Below are 20,874 nucleotides of genomic sequence, written 5' to 3'. Positions count from 1 at the left end.
TTTATTGGGTTACGCTATGATTGAGCACGTAAGTACTGAGCGAGCGCATTTTGCTACCGGTGATTTTCGGGAACTTGGGCATCATCAGCGAGCCGCCCTGCACTTTGTGAGTGATATACCTTTCATTAGCATTTTTCTCGTTGAGTGAAAAAACGACTTGCGGGACTGCCGGGTCTTTGGGTTGATGACATTCTGCACAAGCTTCCTTGAAGATGCTTTCGCCGGTTGCCGAGGAGGCAGGCGTATAGTCGCGGGTACAAGCCGCTAATATAAAAAAGGCCGAAACGAGCATGATCTTAATCATGAAACACTCCTTGAAAAATAATTTTACCGGATTGCAGTGTGGCGCTGACGCGGCCGGTTAATGTTTCTCCCCAATAGGGCGTATTGATACCTTTGCTATACCAAGTCGAATGGTCGACTTGCCATCGACGGCCAGGGTCGAATATGCAAATATCGGCGGATTTCCCCGGCGTCAATGTACCGCTTTCCAAACGCAGTACCTTGGCGGGGGTTTGCGTTAACGCGGCAATGCCTTGGGAGAGGGTAATCAATTTTTCATCGACCAGTTTCAGCATCAGCGGCAGTAACGTTTCAAGCGCCGATATGCCCGGCTCGGTTTCCGGAAATGCGCCTAATTTAGCATCGAGGTCGTGCGGTTGGTGATCCGAACACAGCGTGCCGATAGTGCCTTGCATCAATGCCTTTCTTAGAAAGAGTTTATCCTGCTTGCTCCGTAACGGGGGTAAAACATGGTAAGCGCTATCGAAAGGCTTCATGTCGTTTTCGGTCAGATGCAACTGATGCGCCGCGATATCGGCACTGACCGATAATCCGTATTTTTGGGCTTGCTGGATTTTGATCACCGAGCGTCGGCAACTGAGTTGTCCGAAATGCACGCGGCAGCCGGTCAATTCGGCGAGTTCGAGACATTGCGACAACGCGATCGTTTCGGCGGTTTCAGGAATTCCGGGCAAACCGTAGCGGGTCGCAAATGCTCCTTCATGCGCGCAGCCTTCATTGCTGAGACTGTGCTCATTGGGCCGGTAGATCAACAACAAATCATGACTGGCGGCATATTCCATCGCGCGCCTCAATACCAGTAGATTGCTTATCGGTCTGCCGCCGTTGCCGACCGCTATGCAGCCGGCTTCCTGCAGTGCCAGCATCGAACTGAGTTCTTGGCCTTCGAGGTTTTGCGTTAGCGCGCCGACTGGGAGGATTTGCCGGTAATTGGAATTTTCAGCCAATTCCTTGACCAATTCGGTAATTGCCGGCGTATCGATAACCGGCCGCGTATCGGGTTGTAAAATCAAAGTCGTAATGCCGCCGGCCGCGGCCGCCTTGGTTTCGGTTTGAAACGTGGCCTTATGGCTTTGGCCCGGTTGGCGCAAGCGAGTGCTGATATCGATAAAGCCGGGGCAGACGATTTGGCCGGAAGCGTCGATGACGCTATCGGGTTCAAAGCCGTTGGGTTTCTCGAACAAGGCAAGGATTTTGCCGTCGGCAACGTAAACCGGACCGGTTCGATCGATCGAGTGGGCCGGATCGATCACGCGTCCTTGTTCGATCAGGATTCTTTTCATCAGGCCGCTCCTTGAGTTTGCATCGCCATCGACATGACTGCCATACGTATCGCGATGCCGTTACTGACTTGTCGTAATATGACCGACTGCGGACCGTCGGCCACGCGCGTATCGATTTCGACGCCGCGATTGATCGGTCCCGGGTGCATCACGATCGCATCGGGCTTGGCGATTTCCAGTTTTTCAGGCGTCAAACCGAAACATTTGAAGTACTCGCTTTCGCTGGGTAGCAGAGCCGAGGTCATGCGCTCTTTTTGTAAGCGCAGCATGATGATGACATCGATGTCTTTGAGTCCCTCGGTCAAGTTATGACAGACCGTGACGCCGAGCGTTTCGACATGTGCGGGGAGTAAGGTTTTCGGTGCGATAACCCGAACTTCGGCCGCACCCAACGTATTGAGTGCAAGAATTTGCGAGCGCGCAACTCTGGAATGCAGAATATCGCCGATGATCGCGACTCTCAGTGTGCTGAAATTCGGCTTGAACTGCCGAATCGTGAACATATCCAGCATTGCCTGCGTCGGATGACTGTGCCGGCCGTCGCCGGCATTGATCACGCTGATATGCGGCGCGGTATGTTCGGCGATAAAATGCGCGGCGCCGCTGGTTCCATGACGTACGACGAACATATCGACGAACATCGCTTCCAGATTACGAATCGTATCAAGCAGGCTTTCGCCTTTCGAGGTGGCCGATGTCGCGATATTCATGCTGATGACATCGGCCGAGAGTCTTTTGGCCGCGAGTTCGAAGGTCGTTCGGGTACGCGTGCTGTTTTCGAAAAACAGATTAACGATGGTTTTACCCCTTAATAAGGGGACTTTTTTCACATGATGCCCCGACATTTCGGCAAACGATTCGGCAGTATCGAGAATTTCGGTTAACAGTGCTTTGTCGAGTCCGTCAATTGTTAGAAAGTGCTTTAATTTACCTTCGGGGTTTAATTGTAAATTGTGACTCATGCCTTAAGCCGCTGCGTCAAGAGTTTGAATATGGATATCCAAGGGATCCGGGCCAGTCAATTTGATGCGTTGATTGGCGTCGAGTTGTATCGTGGTGCCGATACAATCCGGACGCAACGGAATTTGCCGCCCGTCGCGTTCGATCAATACCGCCAACACGACTTGATTAGGCCGGCCGTAATCGAAGATTTCGTTGAGTGCGGCACGAATCGTTCGTCCGGTGTAAAAGACATCGTCGACCAGAATAATATCGCGGCCCTCGATCGTGTTCGGCAAGGCGCTCGGCTTGACATTCGGATGCACGCCGATTTGCGAAAAATCGTCGCGGTAAAACGTGATATCCAATAGCCCTAAAGGCTCTGTCAAACCCAAGCGTTGATGGAGGCGTTCGGCAATCCAGACGCCGCCGGTACGAATGCCGATCATCAACGGATTTTCAAGCTTTCTGGTAATGATTATATTGCCGATAGCCGACTCCAGCCGAATCAATAATTCAGTAATATCGAGTTTTTGATGGGTCATATGTTGGGGTTATTGAGTGTTGAGCCAAGTTTGTAATATGAGCTGTGCGGCAAGCCGGTCTTGCACTTCCCAGAGCTTGCCGGCGCTGACTCGCAAGTCGTCGTACAGCATTTGTTTGGCTTCAAAAGTCGTCAGGGTTTCATCCTGCTGAAAAACCGGCAGTTGAAAGCGTCCTTCCAATTGCCGGCAAAATTTGAGCATACGCGGGGTAATCGGATTATCCTGGCCATCGCTTTGCCGGGAAATACCGACGACTAAGCCCGCCGGTTGCCATTCTTGAATAAGCCGGCCAATAGCCGTCCAATCCGGTGCTTGATTAACCGAGCGTAAAGTCGATAAGGCATTGGCCGTTCCGGTCGTGGTTTGTCCAACCGCCACGCCGATTTTTTTATTACCGAAATCGAAACCGAGGTAGGTGTCGTGATTGCGAGGAGCTAGCGGGTCGTGTTTAGCCATGTCCTGCCGGCGCGGTTAATTGATTGATGTCGATGCCGATTTGATGAGCTGCGGCCTGCCAGCGTTGATTGACCGGCGTATTGAAGATGATGTCATTGCCGCTAGGCGTATTCAGCCAAGCATTATTGACGATTTCTTGCTCCAATTGGCCTTCGCCCCAGCCGGCATAGCCCAAGGCGACTAGATATTGTTCGGGGCCTTCGCCGATCGCGATGGCTTCGAGAATATCGCGCGACGTCGTTAGCGAGATTTCATCCGATATCGAGATCGAGGAATCCCATCTTCCGCATGGATTGTGGATCACAAAGCCGCGCTCCTGTTGCACCGGGCCGCCGAAAAATACCGGAGCTTCCGCAGCGGCCAAAAAGGTCACATTGATTTGCATTTGTTTGAAGATGTCGCCTAGCTTCATGTCGATCTGCCGATTGATCACAATCCCTAATGCGCCATCGGCGTTATGTTGACATAGGTAGGTCACGGTATGAAAAAACCCCGGATCGGTCAGATTAGGCATCGCGATCAGAAATTGATTGTTTAAATAAGTCGTATCGGTCATATCGGTAAGTGTGTTCATGGCTGCGCGAGTTAATTGAGTTAACGTGCTGACATTCCCGATTCGTCCGAAAACTTCCAAACCCGGGTAATCACTAAAACATCCAATTCCTTGAGCAATTCTTGAGGCAAAGGCGGAAACGGCGCGCTTAAACGAACGATTCTTTTGGCGGCTTCGTCTAAGGCTGCATTGCCTGAAGGACGTTTAATTCGGATATTATATATCGTACCGTCCGGATTGATGCCGACTTCCATCGTCAACGTGCCGAAAAAGTTTTTTTTGCGGGCGACTTCAGGATAATTAAGATTACCGGTCGCTTCCACCTTTTTTTTCCAGTCCATCTCATATTGCGAAGCAACATATTTATGAGTGCTCACAGCATTGACATGCTTGATTTTGCTGATGTCGGCGCTGAGTTGCTGTTGCCGGACTTCGGTGCCCAGCTGCGCAATTTGTTGTTGCAAGGCTGCGGCGGTAATTTTCGGAACCGGTTTGCTTTGCGGCTCAACCGGGACTTTAGTCGGTGCGGGAGGCGCTTTTGTTTCGGCGGGGCGAATCGTGCTGATTATTTTTTGGGGAGCTGCGGTTTGACGTTGAACCGGCTTGCTTTGCGGTTGTTTGTTTGGCATGGCCCCGCGGCTGGGTAGTTTTTGCTTGGGGGGTTCCGGTTTGGTTTTTTGTTTGCCGGCGCCGATTTGGTTTTCCTGGGCTAGGAAACTGGCCTGTTTAGGCGCTTTTTGTGCCGGCGTCGTGGCTAAAGTGATCTCGATTGCACGATGAGTCTCTTCCTGTTTGGGCATTGAAAAATTGATGCCTAGGATGACTCCAATATGAAGTAAAGCGGCAATAAATAGCGTGATCAATAACGCATCGTTTTCCGATGTGTTGGTAGCTCTATTCAAGAAAGTGTTCGAAGCTGTCATAATCTTTTGATTGCTAAAGACTAAATGGAATCCGTGATTTTTTCATTAAACTATAAACTCTAGCTTAAAGGAAGTATCTTGCAGGACATGGTTTGCCCCTGCCCTATACGTTTCGACCATGCCCAAAGCAAACCAAAACGTTTGGGACGGGTTGAATTGCCCGGCCTCGCTTTCTTTTCTTGACTATGACTATCAACAGAAACATTTACTCCGCGAACTTAAACGATCGGTATAGATCTGAGAAAGGTCTTGATTGAGAAAAGATGACAGCCGATCGCTGCATTTTGAAAACTTTTTTCGGTTTCGAATTTGAACACGACAAATTGTCAAGAAATTCAGCGAAGTTTTAATTCAATATGATCCATCAATTGTCCGGCAATGTTCAATCCGAATTGCTTATCCAGTTCTTGTACGCAAGTCGGGCTAGTGACGTTGATTTCGGTGAGATAATCGCCGATGACATCGAGGCCGACAAAAATTAAACCTTTTTCGCGTAAGGTCGGGCCTATTTGCTTGGCAATCCAAGAATCTCGAGCGGTTAGCACACGGCCTTCCGCATTGCCGCCGGCAGCCAGATTGCCGCGAGTTTCTCCTTGAGCCGGAATTCTAGCCAGCGCGTAAGGTACCGCTTCACCGTCGACGATCAGAATACGTTTATCGCCGTTTTTAATCTCGGGTAGATATTTTTGCGCCATCACATAACGACAATTGTATTGCGTCATGGTTTCCAAAATGACACTTAAATTGGGATCGTCCTTGCGCAAATGAAAAATCGACGTACCGCCCATACCGTCTAGCGGTTTTAAGATAATCTCGCCTTGTTCCGCCAAAAACTCGCGGATTCGTTTCGGATCGCGGGCAACCATGGTTTCCGCGCAGCACTGCGGAAACCATGCGGTATACAATTTTTCATTGGCGTCACGCAAAGACTGAGGCTTATTGATTACATAAGCGCCCAAGGCTTCGGCGCGCTCGAGCAGATAAGTCGCATAGATGTACTCTTGATCGAAAGGCGGGTCTTTGCGCATCATGATTACATCGAGTCGATCCAGGGCGATATCCTGTTCGCCGGAAAATCGATGCCAACGCTCCGGGTTTCTTTGAACTTCCAATAAACGGGTACGCGCATAGGCGCGTCCGTTACGCATATAAAGATCGTTAAGCTCCATATAATGCAACTCCCACCCTCTGCTTTGAGCTTCAAGAAGCATTGCAAAGCTTGTATCTTTCTTGATGTTGATGCGATCGATCGGGTCCATGACCATGCCGAATTTTATAGACATAAAAACTCTCAATAATCCGAAATTAAAAAGGGGTGGCAATAAGGCGTCAACTATAGCGGTTTCAGAGGTCTTGGGAAAGAATGTTTTAGCTTGTTATGCGATGGTAATGAGGTTTCAATGATCTATGCCGCATGCAAATCTATCTATTCTTTAACTGTGAAAGTTCGCAGTTTTGCATTCCTTATCTATTTTTTCGATATGAAAAAACAATGTCGGTTCCGAAGAGGGTGCGGTTGCTCGATCGACAGGCGTCGGCGGCAGGGAGCCGCCGTCGAGCCTACATGGACGTATTCACCCAGCACCTAAATTCCATAGCTCGTTAGCTATGGTTGACTATCTTGGATAATTTAGGTGCTGGGTTCACGGCGTCCTGTCGGGCGAGTGACCGCACCTTCCGCCACCAGAGAACTTTCATTTGCCGGGGCGATGGCTAGGCCTTCATGAACGTTACTTTTTGCGAATACTCCATATAAACCTTCCGCACTCCAAAATTCGACAGCGCCCCAAGGAGGCGCCTGGGTGTCCGTTAAAGGACGCCGTGAATACGTCTGTGTAGGCTCTATGTCAGCTCCATGCTGGCAAAGCCTTTATCGGACACCCAGGCTCCTACTCTGGCACTGCCGAAATTTGAAGTGCGAAAGGTATAAAAGGTTTACCTGACGACTAAATTTTGGTATAAAAGCCGGCTAATTTTTGAATAATGGCAAACAAAGAGGTTAATCATGTCCAGAGTCTGTCAGGTTACAGGAAAACGTCCCGTAACCGGTAATAATGTATCGCACGCAAACAATAAAACCAGAAGACGTTTCTGCCCCAATCTACAGCATCATCGTTTTTGGGTAGAAAGCGAGAATCGCTGGGTTCGCCTGCGTGTTTCCACGAAAGGCATGCGCGTTATCGACAAAAGAGGCATCGATGCCGTTTTGGCCGATTTGCGTAAACAAGGTATTAAGGCATAAGGGGATCAACCATGCGCGATAAAATCAAACTCGTTTCATCCGAAGGCACCGGACATTTTTATACCACGACAAAAAACAAACGCACAATGCCTGAGAAAATGGAGATCAAAAAATTCGATCCTGTTGTTCGCAAGCATGTGATGTACAAAGAAGCTAAAATCAAATAATTTTTGACGATACTTCTTTCGTTGCCCGAAAAGCCGCGGTTACGCATACAGCGCCGTGGCTTTTTCGTCTAGCGCCGCAATCATTGTTTTTTCAGTTTATCTAAAACTTCTTTTAGCTTTTCCGTTTGTTTGAATAATATTCGGTATTGCTTGATGGCATCTTCCTTGGCAGCTTCCAGTTGCTTACACCTCTCAATAAGTTCCTGATTTTTATCCGATAAGGCCTCGTTCTGTGCTTTTAGCTGTTCGACCTGCTCGAGCAATCCCTCGTCAGCGGAATTCGCTTTATGCGTCGCGGTCGGAGCGTCTTCTTTTTCCGGGTTTGTTTCCGAGTTTTCGGCATTGCGAAACGTGGTTTCGAAGCCATCGTCGATCGTGAAGAGAGCCGCCGTTTTTTTAAGTTCAGGCGAGACCTTTTGCATGCCGCCTTCCAAAATAAACGCTTTGAATTTATTGCGGAGCAACAAAAATGCAGCCGCCTCGCTGGTTTTGCCGTTAGCGCAAACGACCACGACGGTGCGGGCGCGATTGAGCGTTTTCAATTGCATTCGTAGAGTAAAGAACGGCGCGCTAATGCTGTCGTCTAAATGGTATTGGTTATAGTCCTCGGTCGAGCGGACGTCCAATAAGATCGCCCCATTGGCTTGTTCTTGCTGCATTTGCTCGAAGTCGATGTATTTCAGCGCGGGTTCTTTGATCAGTGTTATAAAATGCTGTCTGGAAAGACGTAACAGAGATAACTTGCTGATGGCTGTAATCGTAACATTCCTGGGTTTATCCGATAACAGAGAGTCTTCTCCGAAAGTATCGCTCGTTCTTAGAAGCGCTAATTTGATCTCCTTGGCATTTTCGGAAGGTTTGCGAGTCAGCAAGCATTGGCCGGATTTGATCAAATAATAATAATCGCCCGGATCGCCTTGATGGAAAACGGCTTCGCCTTTTTCAAAGATGACTTCTTCGAGGCTCATTATTATTTTTTGTAGATTGGCCGGCGGCAGTCTTTGAAATATCGGAGACCTCAATAGAGTTGTCATCCAGTCATCAGAGTTGTCTTCCGGTTCGACTATAACCATGTAACTACTTTCCTCTTCATAACTTAGCGACGATAAATAACTCAGTGTTTCCGTGGGCAGCCTTAAAAATCGAATGCTACTGCATGCCACGGCATCGATTTTTCTGGGTAGTTGGTGAGCTAATGCAAAGCGGGCCGATTCGCTTTCCGCATCAATTATTTCGACCTTTAGGCCTTGAGCCTGCAAGGAAACTTGGCCGCTCAATAAATAAAATAAGTCCGCCTCCGTGTCTCCTTTTTTGAATAATACCGAATCGCGCTCTGCCGTTTCGATGGTGATTTCGGCGCACAATGCTTCGAAATGAGGTCCGGGCAGAGTGGACAGTGGAACAAGTTTACGAATTGCTTGTGCGTCTGCGGAGCTGATATCTACAGCCATTCAAATTCATTGGAAGGAGTAAAGTGACTAATATAGCTCATTATTCTAGATAAAGCATTTCACCATTAAGAATAAGGAACGTGCATTTTATAAGTTTGGCAAGCCGTTGAAAGACTTAATGTGCTTCATGGTTAAAATGCCGAATTTAGGATAACGAGGGCCTGATGATCATATAATTCGCGCGGCCATATTTTCAGTTTTTTGACTTGTTTTAAACATTTTTTGCCTTATATTGTCTACGTTGACTTTAAAGCCTGTCGAGGACTTTCATGAAGAATCACTTATTCGGTCATTTAATATTGACCTTAGCATTCGGGTTTTTAGCTGTCACGCAAGTATCGGCAGGATTGCCTGTTGCGGTGGAGGGACAGCCCTTGCCGTCGCTGTCGCCCATTCTCGAACGCAGCATGCCGGCAGTCGTGAATATATCGACATCAACTAATATTCAGGTGAGGGAAAATCCGTTATTGCAAGATCCGTTTTTCCGGCATTTTTTTCAATTACCGGACCGGCCTCGCCGGCAACAACGCAACAGCTTGGGATCCGGAGTCATTATCGATAGCGAGAAAGGCTATGTGTTGACTAATAACCATGTCATCGACAAAGCCGATAAAATCATGGTGACATTGCACGACGGACGCCAGCTCGATGCCAAATTGATCGGAACCGATCCTGAAGCCGATGTTGCGGTCGTACAAATTGCCGCCGATAACTTGGTTGCTTTGCCTATTTCCAACTCCGACGAATTGAGAGTCGGAGATTTCGTCATTGCGATCGGTAGTCCATTCGGCCTGAGTCAGACAGTTACTTCGGGTATCGTCAGTGCGCTGGGTCGATCCGGTTTAGGTATCGAAGGCTATGAGGACTTCATTCAAACCGATGCGTCGATCAATCCGGGAAATTCCGGCGGAGCGTTAGTCAATTTGCGCGGCGAATTTGTCGGCATGAATACCGCGATATTGGCGCCGGGCGGCGGTAATGTCGGTATCGGCTTTGCGATTCCGGCCAATATGGCGATGACGATCAAGGAGTCTCTGGTCACTCATGGCGAAGTGCGGCGCGGCTTGTTAGGGGTCACGACTCAGGACTTGACTCCCGAACTGGTTAAAGCCTTCAATTTAAAAACCAAACATGGCGCCGTAATCAGCAAAGTGGCCGGAAATTCTCCCGCGGCAAAAGCAGGACTCGAGCCAGGCGATATTATCACCGAAGTCAATGGACAAAAAATCAAAGGCAGTCACGATATTCGTAATATGATCGGTTTAATGAAAATCGGTGCCAAAGTCGATATCGGCATTATGCGTGATGATAAAAAAATGTTGGTTCAGGCTGAAATCGGCAAGCCGCAGCGACCTCATTTAGCCGGTAAAACGATTCATCCTCGTCTTGACGGTACCGTGTTAAGCTCGACGCAAAAAAATCAAATCGAAGGGGTTTTATTCGAACAGATAGCAACAAACTCCTACGCTTGGCGAGCCGGGTTACGACCGGGCGACATTATCGTTTCAGCCAATCGCTATCGGATTCGCACCATAGAAGAACTTGCTCAAGTCGCCAATCCCAATAACGCATTGTTGATCAATATACAGCGCGGCGAAGAAGCCTTCTTCTTGGTTTTGAAATAGCATTTTTTGTAACTATTCAGCGCATGCGGTAGGTTGGTGTCAGGCATTGATTTCTAAGGACGCGTGAACCCAGCACCTAAATAATCCAAAATTGTTTATCATAGCAAATGGATTATGGTATTTAGGTGCTGGGTGAATACATCCCTGTAAGCTCTGACTGCAACGTCCTGTTGCAGACAGCCTTATAAATCAATCCCTGACACCTTCTCATACATGACTTATGCTGAATAATTACCATTTTTTAAATCACTGACGACAAAATCAATGACCGAACGAACCTTTATTCCGCTCAATCTTGCCGTGTTGACGGTATCCGATACCCGTAACGAAGCCGATGACGTTTCGGGTAAAATCCTGGTCGACAAGGCGCTGGCATCGGGTCATCGAATTGCCGAAAAAAAAATCGTTTCGGATAATATTTATCGAATCAGAGCGGCGCTATCGCATTGGATCGCCGATGACTCGGTCGATGCGGTTTTAACCACCGGCGGCACCGGCGTAACCGGTCGAGACGGAACGCCGGAAGCGGTAGAGCCGTTGCTCGATAAAACCTTAGACGGGTTCGGCGAAGTCTTCCGAATGATTTCCTACCAAACGATCAAAACGTCGACGATACAGTCGCGTGCAGTCGCTGGCGTCGCCAACGGAACCTACATTTTTTGTTTGCCGGGTTCGTCGCATGCTTGCAAGACGGCTTGGGACGAATTGATCGAGGCTCAACTGGATTTTCGAACCAAGCCATGTAATCTAGTACAGTTAATGCCGCGTTTAAAGGAGCGATAACATGCGTTGGGATTTTTTAGTCGTCGGCGCGCTATGTGCAGGCATTGGCGTCGGCTTGGGGGCATTCGGCGCGCACGGTTTAAAAGCGGTGCTAAGCCCCGATATGCTCGAAGTTTACAAAACCGGTGTAACGTACCAGATGTGGCATGCGTTAGGTTTGTGCGCAATCGGCCTGCTGCATCGGCAAAATCCTCGGCAAGCGCTGTTGTCATGGTCGGCTTGGCTAATGTTTGCCGGTATCGTGCTCTTTTCGGGCAGTTTGTACCTTTTGACTTTGCTTGACCAAAAATGGTTGGGCATGATTACGCCATTCGGCGGTCTGGCATTCATCGCCGGGTGGGTGACGTTGGCCTTATATGCCGCCAAAGAGCAGCGGTAGAAAGCGAATAATAAAACACCGAGGTCACGATTAAACGAGAGCGGTCTATTTTTTTCGTCTTCCTGCACCCTAACCACCCCTCGGACTTTTATTTGCCGGGGTGATGACAGCTTGGTCATGATCGTTAGCCTATAAAAACAAGCGACTAAACCGAACAAAGCATCAATTGGCTCTTTTTTACGGTAAACTTTACTGAAAACTCCCTTTCACAAAAAATATCGAATTAAATTATGCGTGACGCCTCTCCACAAACGATCTATCTCAAAGACTACAAACCGCCGGAATATCTCATCCACGATACCGACTTGAATTTCACGCTGGATAACGAAAGCACGCGTGTCGTTGCCTCGTTGACGATGAGCAGAAATCCGGCCTCGAAAGCCGATGACAGTGCCTTAACATTGCTGGGCGAAAATCTGACCTTGGTCGGCGTTCAGTTGAATGGCGACATATTAAGTACCGATCGCTATTTGCAAACGCCGGAAGCCTTAGTCATTCACGACGTACCGCAGCACGAAAAATTCGTCGTCACGATCGAAAATACACTCAATCCCAAAGCCAACACGGCACTAGAAGGCTTGTATCTCTCGAAAAACATGCTGTGTACGCAATGCGAAGCGGAAGGCTTTCGCAAGATTACTTATTATCTCGACCGGCCCGATGTGATGAGCCGCTTCACGACCACGCTGGTCGGCGACAAGGATAAATATCCGGTATTGCTGTCGAACGGCAACAAAAAAGCTCAAGGCGAACTGCCCGATAATAAACACTGGGTTACCTGGGAAGACCCGTTTAATAAGCCATGTTATTTGTTTGCATTGGTGGCGGGGCAGTTGGAATGCGTCAGAGATAGCTTTATCACGCAATCGGGGCGAAGGATAGCGCTTGAAATCTATGTCGAAGCCCACGATCTCGATAAGTGCGATCATGCGATGCAGTCGCTAAAAAATGCAATGAGCTGGGACGAGAAGACTTACGGACTCGAATACGATCTGGATTTGTACATGATCGTCGCGGTCGGCCATTTCAACATGGGCGCGATGGAGAACAAAGGCCTGAACATATTCAACACCAAATTCGTCTTGGCGCGCCCGGATACAGCCACCGATAGCGATTACGAGCATATCGAAGGCGTGATCGGTCATGAATATTTTCATAACTGGAGCGGTAACCGCGTGACTTGCCGGGATTGGTTTCAGTTGAGCCTGAAGGAGGGATTTACCGTATTTCGCGATCAGGAGTTCACCGGCGACCGGACCTCGAAAGCAGTCAAACGCATCGAAGACGTAAATGCATTGCGGACCCGGCAGTTTGCCGAGGACGCAGGGCCGCTGGCACATCCGATCCGGCCCGACGCTTATATCGAGATTAATAACTTTTATACCTTGACGGTCTATGAAAAAGGCGCCGAAGTCGTCCGGATGCTGCATACGCTGCTCGGCCCTCAAGGTTTTCGCAAGGGTTGCGATCTGTATTTTCAGCGTCATGACGGTCAGGCGGTTACTTGCGACGACTTCGTCAATGCGATGGAAGCGGCCAATGATGTCGACTTAACGCAATTTCGGCGTTGGTACTCACAGGCGGGCACGCCGGTATTGACTGTTTCGGAACATTACGATAGCGACGCGCAAACATTATCGCTGACCCTTAAGCAAGACAACCCGCCGACGCCCGGCCAGCCTCGCAAGGAACCGCTGCATATACCGATTAAAACCGGATTGATCCTGCCGGACGGTAATCTGGCGCAATGCCGATTGCAAGGTAGCGACCAAGTCAGTCATAAAATTGTGCTCGAACTGACCGATACAGAGCAAACTTTTGTATTCGAACAATTGCCGCAAAAACCGGTGATTTCATTGTTGCGCGGCTTTTCGGCGCCGGTGAAACTCAAGATGCAACGTTCGCTGGAAGAGTTGGCATTTTTGCTGAGCCATGATCCGGACACGTTCAACCGCTGGGAAGCCGGCCAGTTGTTGGCCGGTCGCGTCATCGCCGAACTAGTCGACGATTTGCAAAACGGCCGTTCGCTTGAGATTAATCCGGTCTTGATCGAAGCCTATCTAAAAATCGCTCAAAACTGCTGGTTGGATTTATCGTATTTCGCGTTGTTGTTAAGTCTGCCTTCGGAGATTTATCTGGCTGAACAAATGCCGGTCATCGATGTCGAAGCGATTCATACGGCACGCGAATTTGTCGCTTGTCAAATTGCAAAGCACCTTGAAGACGATCTAAGAGGCTTATATCTGGACAATCACCGGGACGAGTCAGGTTGTTTCGATGCCAAAGCAATCGGTCGGCGCCGCGTTAAAAATGTCTGTCTCGGCTATTTGAGTAAGCTGGACGATACCGAAATACAGCGTTGGTCGCTCAAGCAATTCGACACGGCCAAAAATATGACCGATCAAATCGCCGCATTGAGCGTCATCGTCAATACGCAGCATCCGGCCCGCGCAACTTGTTTGGATGCTTTTTACCGGCAATGGCGCGACGAAGCACTGGTCTTGGACAAGTGGTTTGCTTTGCAAGCAACAGCATCTCCGCCGGATACTTTCGATGCGGTGGAACGCCTCTTGAAACACCCCGACTTCGATTTAAAGAATCCTAACCGCGTTCGTTCGTTGGTCGGTTCTTTTAGTCAGGCCAATCCATTGCATTTTCATGCAGCTAACGGGCAAGGTTATCGATTTTTAGCCGATAGAATTATTGAATTAAATACGCTCAACCCTCAAGTCGCATCGAGGATGATTGGCGCACTGACGCAATGGCGGCGTTATGACGAGGCCCGTCAAGCTTTGATGAAAGGCGAGCTCGAACGCATCATGTCGACTGAGGCGATTTCCAAAGATGTTTATGAAGTAGCAAGCAAAAGCTTGGCATGAATGATTTACCCTTTGCCGTTCAAATTTCGGCTCCGGGTTGCTCGGCAATGGCTTTGCCTACATGGACGTATTCGCCCAGCACCTAAATTCCATAGCCTGTTGGCTAAGGTTAACTGCCTTGGATAATTTAGGTGCTGGGGTCACGGCAGCAATTCCCAGTTTGAGCATTTTCGCCGATCTTAGGGTGTGGGGTATGCCTGTCGAGGAACGCCGTAAACCCATCCATGGGGGCTTGGCGGCAGCTCCCTGCTGCCGACATCCTCGCCAAGCACACTCCACACCCTTTTTGATCCCCAAATTGCGAATTGCTGGGGGTCACGGCGTTCTTTGACAGGCCCCTGGTGCCGATTTAGATCTACGATCTAGCCTCTTTACGAAAATGATTTCCTCTCTGGTTTCGGCTTGTCCGTGCTGGGTTAAATCGAGATATATATACTTAGGTCTTGACGCGATAACGAGGTAAATTCGGTGATGGATGTTGCTGTTACCCAAGCTGGAGAGACTGTGAAAGCATTCAATATTATCAAATAACCACGAAGAGCATGAAGTGACATGAATGGTTAGATCGTTGATTTTATAGGGTTTTTATTCATTGTCTTCATGGTGAATAAATTATTTTTTGATATATTCGCCAATACTTTCACAGTCTCTGGAGCTTGGGAAAGAGCGTGATGTGAGTTGGCCGTTTTTAGCTTGACGCGCATGGCTTGCGAACCCCGTCCTGCTAGGGATATGCTGATCTTTGGGCTTTAGCTGAAGAAACTTGCTAATCAGGTTATTGTTTGATTCCTGTGAGTTAACAATTCTAAAAAATGCACATCCTTGTGCTCAGGAAAATTCCCTTATGGAGAGACGTTAAAAGTATGTAGCACGATACGGCTGGTTTTCTGAGTCGATGCATTGAACATCGTCTTGAAATCCTGCACTTCCGCATCGGGTTCGACGAACAGATCTTGCGCGAAGGAATAGGCCAATGGTTGATGCACTAGCTCGGCTTCCACGCTGTAACTGCTTCCGCTTAAGCCGCCGATTTGATAGCGGATTTGATCGCTGCCGCCGACAAAGTTGGCATCGGTCAACGCATCGCCCACGACTTTGATGTCATTCGGCGCGGTCGCTTTGTTGAAGCCTTTAGGTAGTAAGCGGTTGTCTTTCAGATACTGTGCGCCACGCAGCAAGGTATAGGTCACTTGGCCTGTGCTGTCGCCCATGATCGCCTCGTAAACCTGAACTTGATCCGGGCTGGTAATCAAATCGTAATGCGGCTCAAAGGTCGTGCGATCCATATCGGCATCCACGCCTTCGATGCTGCCGTTAGGATTGATTTTGCCCGATTCGAACACTACTTTGCCCTGTGCATCTTTGACCGTCACATGTAGTACGACACGACGCGAGGGATACGCACTCGGTAGTTTATGACCGGTTTGAGCATTGATTTTCAGCGTGAAATCCAGCGTATTATTCGCTAAAGATTGCGTAACCGTTTCAATCGTCGCTGATTTATTTAACTGATCTTGGGTTTTTTGGAGGGTTTCCTCGAAATTATTCGACAAAATACCCAATTGCTCTTTGTTATTGTTGAAAATATCCAACATTAACTTATTGGCACCGACAAACTCGTGCAAGGCGAAATCGTCTCGTTTTTGCAACCACATCGGACGATTGGAAATAGGCACGCCATTGACGCGTGACATGTGACATTGCTGACAGCTTCTTGGCGTAGTGCTGGCAAAATCGCTGTGCTCCCATTCGCTATACGGCATTTGTTCCGGGAACTCACTTTCCGGTGTCGTGCTGAGAATAGTTCCCGACTCGTCGACAAAAGGTGTTTTTAAATTGTGGCAAGTCCCACACAGCTTCGAGGATTTGACGTGTTCGCTATACACCGGTGTATATCCGGTATTCATGATCATTGGATTTGGGAATAGATCATCGTAGGGACCATAGATCGTCTTGCTGCCGTCAATATCATATTGGCCACTGAATTTCGATAAGGTACCTAAATCCGGTGAATTTTTGATTTGATGACAGACCGTACAGCTTACGCCATTCAACGCTTCGTTGTGACGTGGATGGTCGGCATTCAGAAAACCGTTATCGAGAATCTCCAGCGGTTCGCCTTTTTTTCGCGCTTCGAAATTCGCCATCGGCGCATGGCAGCGCGTGCATTTGTCGTTGATGACATCAGCCAAGTGAGGGTTGCGGTTCAATTCGGAACGCACTTTGGCTTTCCACAGAGGATCTCGAGCCGAATTCGCCATCATCGTCGAAGACCAATCCGTTTCAATCGAAGCATCCCGACCATTTTCATCAGTCAGGTTGTTATGGCACATCGTGCAGTTGTTGGAACCGGAAAAATGTTCAGATTCAAAAGAGGGATTACCTGGCGAAGCGGGCGGCAATAAAAACGCGCCGTTGCTGTTGAGTTTAGTCGTGACATTGAAACTGGCCGATACGCCGCCGATCGTTAGTGTCGCGCTGGTCGTAACGTCGTGCTCAGTGGACGCCAACAACCGCACACGAACGCTGTCGTTAACATGGGCTTCACCCGCCGTTGCTACGAAGGTACCGTTGTTGACTGAATACAAACCGCCGCTAATGCTAATCGGTGTCGGGGCGTTGATGCCAGTAACGGTAATTGCATTGGAAGTGACGGTACTGCCCGGCTCGACATCGCTTTGTGCGGTGAAGCCGAAAGCATCCGGCGTGGTATTCAAGGTGTCGCTCAAGGTTATTACCGTGAATGTTCCCGACACACCGCCTACTGTGAGCGTAGTACTTTTAGTCGTATCGTAGGTATTAGCCGAAGTCAGCCGAACGCGAATATTGTCGCCATTGTATGCAGTTCCTTTCTTGCTGGTGAAACTGCCGCCGTTGCGCGAATAGCTGCCACCGCTGATGCCGATAGAGGAGCCGGTATCGATGCCGGTAATCGTGATCGGGTCGGAAGTAATCGCGGTATTTAACGCAACACCGGTTTGATCGACAAACTCAAACGCATCCGGTGTACTGTCTTTACCGCCTCCACCGCCACCTTTGGACTGCGCCACGGCTCCAAAACCATACAACAACATAAACAGCCAACAAAGGCCTATAAAAATAAGTTTACGACTTTTCATTGTTTACCTTAAAAATAAAATAACCGGAATAAATATGTGTCAATTAATATGCCAAATTACTATTTGTTTGATAATACAATGATTTCTTGTAGGTAATGACTCCCGCGTCAGTCATTGGGATAACTCAACATGCGTGCTTTCACGCATCTAGTGCGTCATATGCCGTAATTCAAAACCTTTCACTCATTGAATTTATGTCCACTATACCTATTGCTAACCCGCTTTCGGCGCCGTAACGCCCCTCAAAGGGCTAGCACAAAAAAATCCATAGCCTATTGGTTATGATTGATTACTTGGATAATTCAGATGCTAGGAAATCATCCATGATTTATGATTCCTCACCTAACACCCTCGGCTTCTTTATACACAATTGCCGAAATTTGTAGTGAGATGGGTATACAAATGATGTATAGATACCTATAGCCTTGACGCGATAACGAGGCAAATTCGGTGATGAATGTTAGAATACGGGCATTTCGACAAGTACAATGCGTAAATCCATAGATTTAATGAGGAAGCTATGCGGATTCCGAGACATTTAACCAAGATTATTGCGGCAACCCTCGGCATATTGCTTGTCGTTTATGTCGCATTCTATTTCGTATTTCTCGATCTGATCGTCGATTATTGGTGGTTTCAAGCATTAAGGTTTGAAGGCTATTTTTGGCTGAGATTGCTTTACCGCTTTTTTCTTTCGGGCGCGGTCACAGCGGTTTTCTTTTCGATTTTCTTTTTGCATTTTTGGTTGGCGGCCCGTTATCTGGGGTTCAATCCCAATCAGGATGTATTGCTGGACTCGGCCAAGCGCAAGCGCTTCGAGCGCCTAGCCGACTTATTCATGAGCTTGTCGCTCAAATTTTCTACGCCGGTCGCATTGATTTTAGCCATTGCGATTGCAATTCCCTTTTATCATCAATGGGAAACGGGGCTGTTGTATTTCTTCGGCGGATCATCCGGAATCGTTGAGCCCGTTTACGGACAAGATATCGGTTTTTATTTACTGTCTTACCCGATTTATTTACTCATCCAAGAAGAGCTACTGGCTACAGCGATCATTATTTTTATAATGGTCGCCTTTCAATATTGGGTACAGCATACGTTTATCCCAAGTCAATCAAAAGAGTTTCCGAAGGCCGCTAAAATTCATCTGGCGGTGTTGTTCGGTTTTGTCGTGCTCTTCGTCGTTTGGGGTTTCATGCTGTACCGGTTTTCGCTGCTTTATGTCGACCGACACGAGCCGGTGTTTTCAGGGCCCGGCTTCGTCGAAATACGCTATCAACTACCGTTGATTTGGCTCTCGATTCTGGGGTTTCTGGCTGCTGCGATTTCATTGCTGTTTTATTATTTCTCCGAAACGACGCGGACCAAAGTCCCGTTTTTGATTTCATTGGGAGTCTTTGTCAGTGCGTTGGGCTTGCAAGAAGTCAAGTTTATACCGCAATTGATCGATAAATTTATCGTCAAGCCTAATCCGGTTAGGACGCAGCGCCCTTTTATCGATCATAATATTGTCGCGACGCTCGATGCTTATGATTTAAAAAATATCGATATCGTCGATTTTACGGTGACGCTTGATCCGACCAAAGATATCGAAGCCTGGAGTACCCGAAGACGTTTCGAAAATATTCCGGTTTGGGATCGTGAATTTTTGAGCGATGTTTACAACCAGATTCAAAGTATCCGGCCGTATTATCATTTTCTCGATGTCGACGAAGGCCGTTATTTGATCGACGGTTTCAAACGTCAGGTCAATCTTGCCGCTCGGGAAATGAATATCTCCAAGCTCCCCGAAGAGGCACAAAACTGGGAAAACACGCATTTGCGTTTTACGCATGGTTACGGCGCGGTGGTGACGCCTGCGGCGCAAGATGCGGGTAATCCGATCCGTTGGTTTTTGCGGGACTTGGATTTAAGTTCCACAGTCGGATTAGAAGTCAAACACCCCGATATTTATTACGGAATGGAGGATTATAAATACGCAATCACACCGAATAATCTCGACGTGGTTGCGCTTTCGGGAACTCGGCCGGATCCCGTGATCGATGCGGTTTATACTGGCAGCGGCGGAATACCCATCCCTTCGCTGTTCAGAAAGGCATTGTTTTCATTTTTTTTCAAAGACGAAAAAATATTTTTCTCGACCAATATATCTCGAGAGAGCCGGCTGTTGATTCGTCGTAATGTCGTCGAACGGATCAGTCATCTGGCGCCTTTTCTACATTTAGACAAGGATCCTTATTTAGTCGTCACGAAAAACCGCTTCTATTGGGTGCAAGACGCCTATACCTTGTCGAATTGGTATCCGGTATCGAAATCGGCCGAGGATGATTTTTTAGACGGCAGCAAGGAATTCAACTATATCCGCAATTCGGTCAAGATCACCGTCGATGCTTACAGCGGTTTCACTCGTTTTTATGTTTCCGATCCGTCGGATGTGATCATTCAAGCTTACGATCGTGCTTATCCCGGGGTATTCCGCGATATCGACGAAATGCCGACCGAATTAAAGCGACAATTGCGTTTTCCGCGCGATCTGTTCTATTTGCAGATGAAAGTCTATGCCAAATATCATCAGCGTGACCCGGCATTGTTTTATCAACAGGCCGAGACTTGGAATTTTGCAGAAGTGAGAGGCAAAGAGGTCAAGCCTTATTACCAAACGGTAGACTTAGGGCATTGCGGCGGCAAGGAAGAATTCGTCATGATCAATCCGATGACGCCGATCAACAATCAGAACTTGAGCATGGTCGGCGTTGCCAGTGTAATGGATAGAGAAAAATGCGGCGATGCCTTCAAAAAAAGTATCACGGTTTACCAATTTGCGAAGGAAGTCCAAGTCAACGGACCGGCACAGATCGAGGCCTTGATGGAGCAAGACCCGGATATTTCGGCCCAGCTTTCGCTCTGGGACCAGCGCGGTTCCCGGGTGGAAATGGGGCGAATGATTATTTTGCCGATGGAACACTCGATTCTTTATGTCCAGCCGCTCTATCTTATAGCGACTAAAACTCGAATACCGGAATTGGCCAGGGTGATCGTATCGATCGGTAATGAAGTCGTCATGGACACCACGCTATGGAATGCATTTTCACGATTGAGAGAGCGCTTTATTAAAATACAAGAGGACGACACTGGGACCACTTTCGATCCGGAGAATGGTCGGCCGAGATAAGAGGATAAAAAAAGCCGCTGTCGAATTGGCCGACAGCGGCTTAAATTTTATAGGG

Annotated in this window: 17 protein-coding genes; 7 read left to right on the top strand and 10 right to left on the bottom strand. The window is 48.2% G+C overall.

All coding sequences use genetic code 11. The features are described 5' to 3' along the window. Position 1: 1 nt before the first annotated feature. From MEALZ_RS19090 to gshB, 8 genes are all read right to left on the bottom strand, one after another. Positions 2-304, bottom strand: a complete 303-nt coding sequence (locus MEALZ_RS19090; RefSeq protein WP_014150293.1) for a c-type cytochrome — start codon at positions 302-304, stop codon at positions 2-4. Continuing rightward, the gene (locus MEALZ_RS19085) at positions 297-1,586 is read right to left on the bottom strand and encodes a dihydroorotase (RefSeq protein ID WP_014150292.1); all 1,290 of its coding nucleotides are present in this window, start codon (positions 1,584-1,586) and stop codon (positions 297-299) included. The genes MEALZ_RS19090 and MEALZ_RS19085 overlap by 8 nt, the downstream gene beginning before the upstream one ends. Next, positions 1,586-2,548 (bottom strand): aspartate carbamoyltransferase catalytic subunit, encoded by a 963-nt coding sequence (locus MEALZ_RS19080; RefSeq protein WP_014150291.1) that lies wholly within the window; start codon positions 2,546-2,548, stop codon positions 1,586-1,588. Before MEALZ_RS19080 ends, MEALZ_RS19085 begins: the two co-directional genes overlap by 1 nt. A 3-nt stretch (positions 2,549-2,551) precedes the next feature. Next, a complete protein-coding gene (gene pyrR / locus MEALZ_RS19075; RefSeq protein WP_014150290.1) occupies positions 2,552-3,070 on the bottom strand; it encodes a bifunctional pyr operon transcriptional regulator/uracil phosphoribosyltransferase PyrR in 519 nt (172 codons plus the stop codon). Between the two features lie 9 nt (positions 3,071-3,079). Then, on the bottom strand, positions 3,080-3,526 hold the full coding sequence (gene ruvX / locus MEALZ_RS19070) for a Holliday junction resolvase RuvX (RefSeq protein ID WP_014150289.1): 447 nt from the start codon (positions 3,524-3,526) through the stop codon (positions 3,080-3,082). Then, positions 3,519-4,082 (bottom strand): YqgE/AlgH family protein, encoded by a 564-nt coding sequence (locus MEALZ_RS19065; protein WP_046061705.1) that lies wholly within the window; start codon positions 4,080-4,082, stop codon positions 3,519-3,521. Before MEALZ_RS19065 ends, ruvX begins: the two co-directional genes overlap by 8 nt. Before the next feature lie 38 nt (positions 4,083-4,120). Continuing rightward, positions 4,121-5,002, bottom strand: a complete 882-nt coding sequence (locus MEALZ_RS19060; RefSeq protein ID WP_014150287.1) for an energy transducer TonB — start codon at positions 5,000-5,002, stop codon at positions 4,121-4,123. A gap of 335 nt (positions 5,003-5,337) precedes the next feature. After that, complete coding sequence (gene gshB, locus MEALZ_RS19055; RefSeq protein ID WP_014150286.1) at positions 5,338-6,285, bottom strand: glutathione synthase; 948 nt, start codon at positions 6,283-6,285, stop codon at positions 5,338-5,340. Between the two features lie 722 nt (positions 6,286-7,007). On the opposite strand from gshB, the gene rpmB reads away from it, so the two are divergent. Next, positions 7,008-7,244 carry a 50S ribosomal protein L28 gene (gene rpmB / locus MEALZ_RS19050; RefSeq protein ID WP_014150285.1) on the top strand — a complete coding sequence of 79 codons (237 nt, stop codon included), beginning with the start codon at positions 7,008-7,010 and terminating at the stop codon, positions 7,242-7,244. Between the two features lie 11 nt (positions 7,245-7,255). Continuing rightward, positions 7,256-7,411, top strand: coding sequence for a 50S ribosomal protein L33 (rpmG, locus tag MEALZ_RS19045; protein WP_014150284.1), 156 nt, complete (start codon positions 7,256-7,258; stop codon positions 7,409-7,411). An 80-nt stretch (positions 7,412-7,491) separates the two neighbouring features. Here rpmG and MEALZ_RS19040 read toward each other — a convergent pair whose 3' ends face one another. Next, the gene (locus tag MEALZ_RS19040) at positions 7,492-8,862 is read right to left on the bottom strand and encodes a cyclic nucleotide-binding domain-containing protein (RefSeq protein ID WP_014150283.1); all 1,371 of its coding nucleotides are present in this window, start codon (positions 8,860-8,862) and stop codon (positions 7,492-7,494) included. Positions 8,863-9,131: 269 nt separating this feature from the next. On the opposite strand from MEALZ_RS19040, the gene MEALZ_RS19035 reads away from it, so the two are divergent. The 4 genes from MEALZ_RS19035 to pepN all read left to right on the top strand — a co-directional run bounded on the left by MEALZ_RS19035 (position 9,132) and on the right by pepN (position 14,528). Beyond that, on the top strand, positions 9,132-10,487 hold the full coding sequence (locus MEALZ_RS19035; protein ID WP_014150282.1) for a DegQ family serine endoprotease: 1,356 nt from the start codon (positions 9,132-9,134) through the stop codon (positions 10,485-10,487). A 264-nt stretch (positions 10,488-10,751) separates the two neighbouring features. Further along, positions 10,752-11,270 carry a molybdenum cofactor biosynthesis protein B gene (gene moaB, locus MEALZ_RS19030; RefSeq protein WP_014150281.1) on the top strand — a complete coding sequence of 173 codons (519 nt, stop codon included), beginning with the start codon at positions 10,752-10,754 and terminating at the stop codon, positions 11,268-11,270. Between the two features lies 1 nt (position 11,271). After that, positions 11,272-11,649, top strand: coding sequence for a DUF423 domain-containing protein (locus tag MEALZ_RS19025; protein ID WP_014150280.1), 378 nt, complete (start codon positions 11,272-11,274; stop codon positions 11,647-11,649). A 230-nt stretch (positions 11,650-11,879) separates the two neighbouring features. Further along, the gene (pepN, locus tag MEALZ_RS19020; protein WP_014150279.1) at positions 11,880-14,528 is read left to right on the top strand and encodes an aminopeptidase N; all 2,649 of its coding nucleotides are present in this window, start codon (positions 11,880-11,882) and stop codon (positions 14,526-14,528) included. An 842-nt stretch (positions 14,529-15,370) separates the two neighbouring features. Here the strand turns inward: pepN and MEALZ_RS19015 are convergent. Further along, complete coding sequence (locus MEALZ_RS19015; protein WP_014150278.1) at positions 15,371-17,647, bottom strand: multiheme c-type cytochrome; 2,277 nt, start codon at positions 17,645-17,647, stop codon at positions 15,371-15,373. Positions 17,648-18,167: 520 nt separating this feature from the next. On the opposite strand from MEALZ_RS19015, the gene MEALZ_RS19010 reads away from it, so the two are divergent. After that, positions 18,168-20,819 (top strand): UPF0182 family protein, encoded by a 2,652-nt coding sequence (locus MEALZ_RS19010; protein ID WP_014150277.1) that lies wholly within the window; start codon positions 18,168-18,170, stop codon positions 20,817-20,819. The last annotated feature ends 55 nt before the right edge of the window (positions 20,820-20,874 follow it).

The organism is Methylotuvimicrobium alcaliphilum 20Z, assembly GCF_000968535.2.
GTDB lineage: Bacteria > Pseudomonadota > Gammaproteobacteria > Methylococcales > Methylomonadaceae > Methylotuvimicrobium > Methylotuvimicrobium alcaliphilum.
The sequence above is the reverse complement of the archived record's forward strand: the minus strand, read 5'-3'. Positions and strand labels throughout refer to the sequence as shown.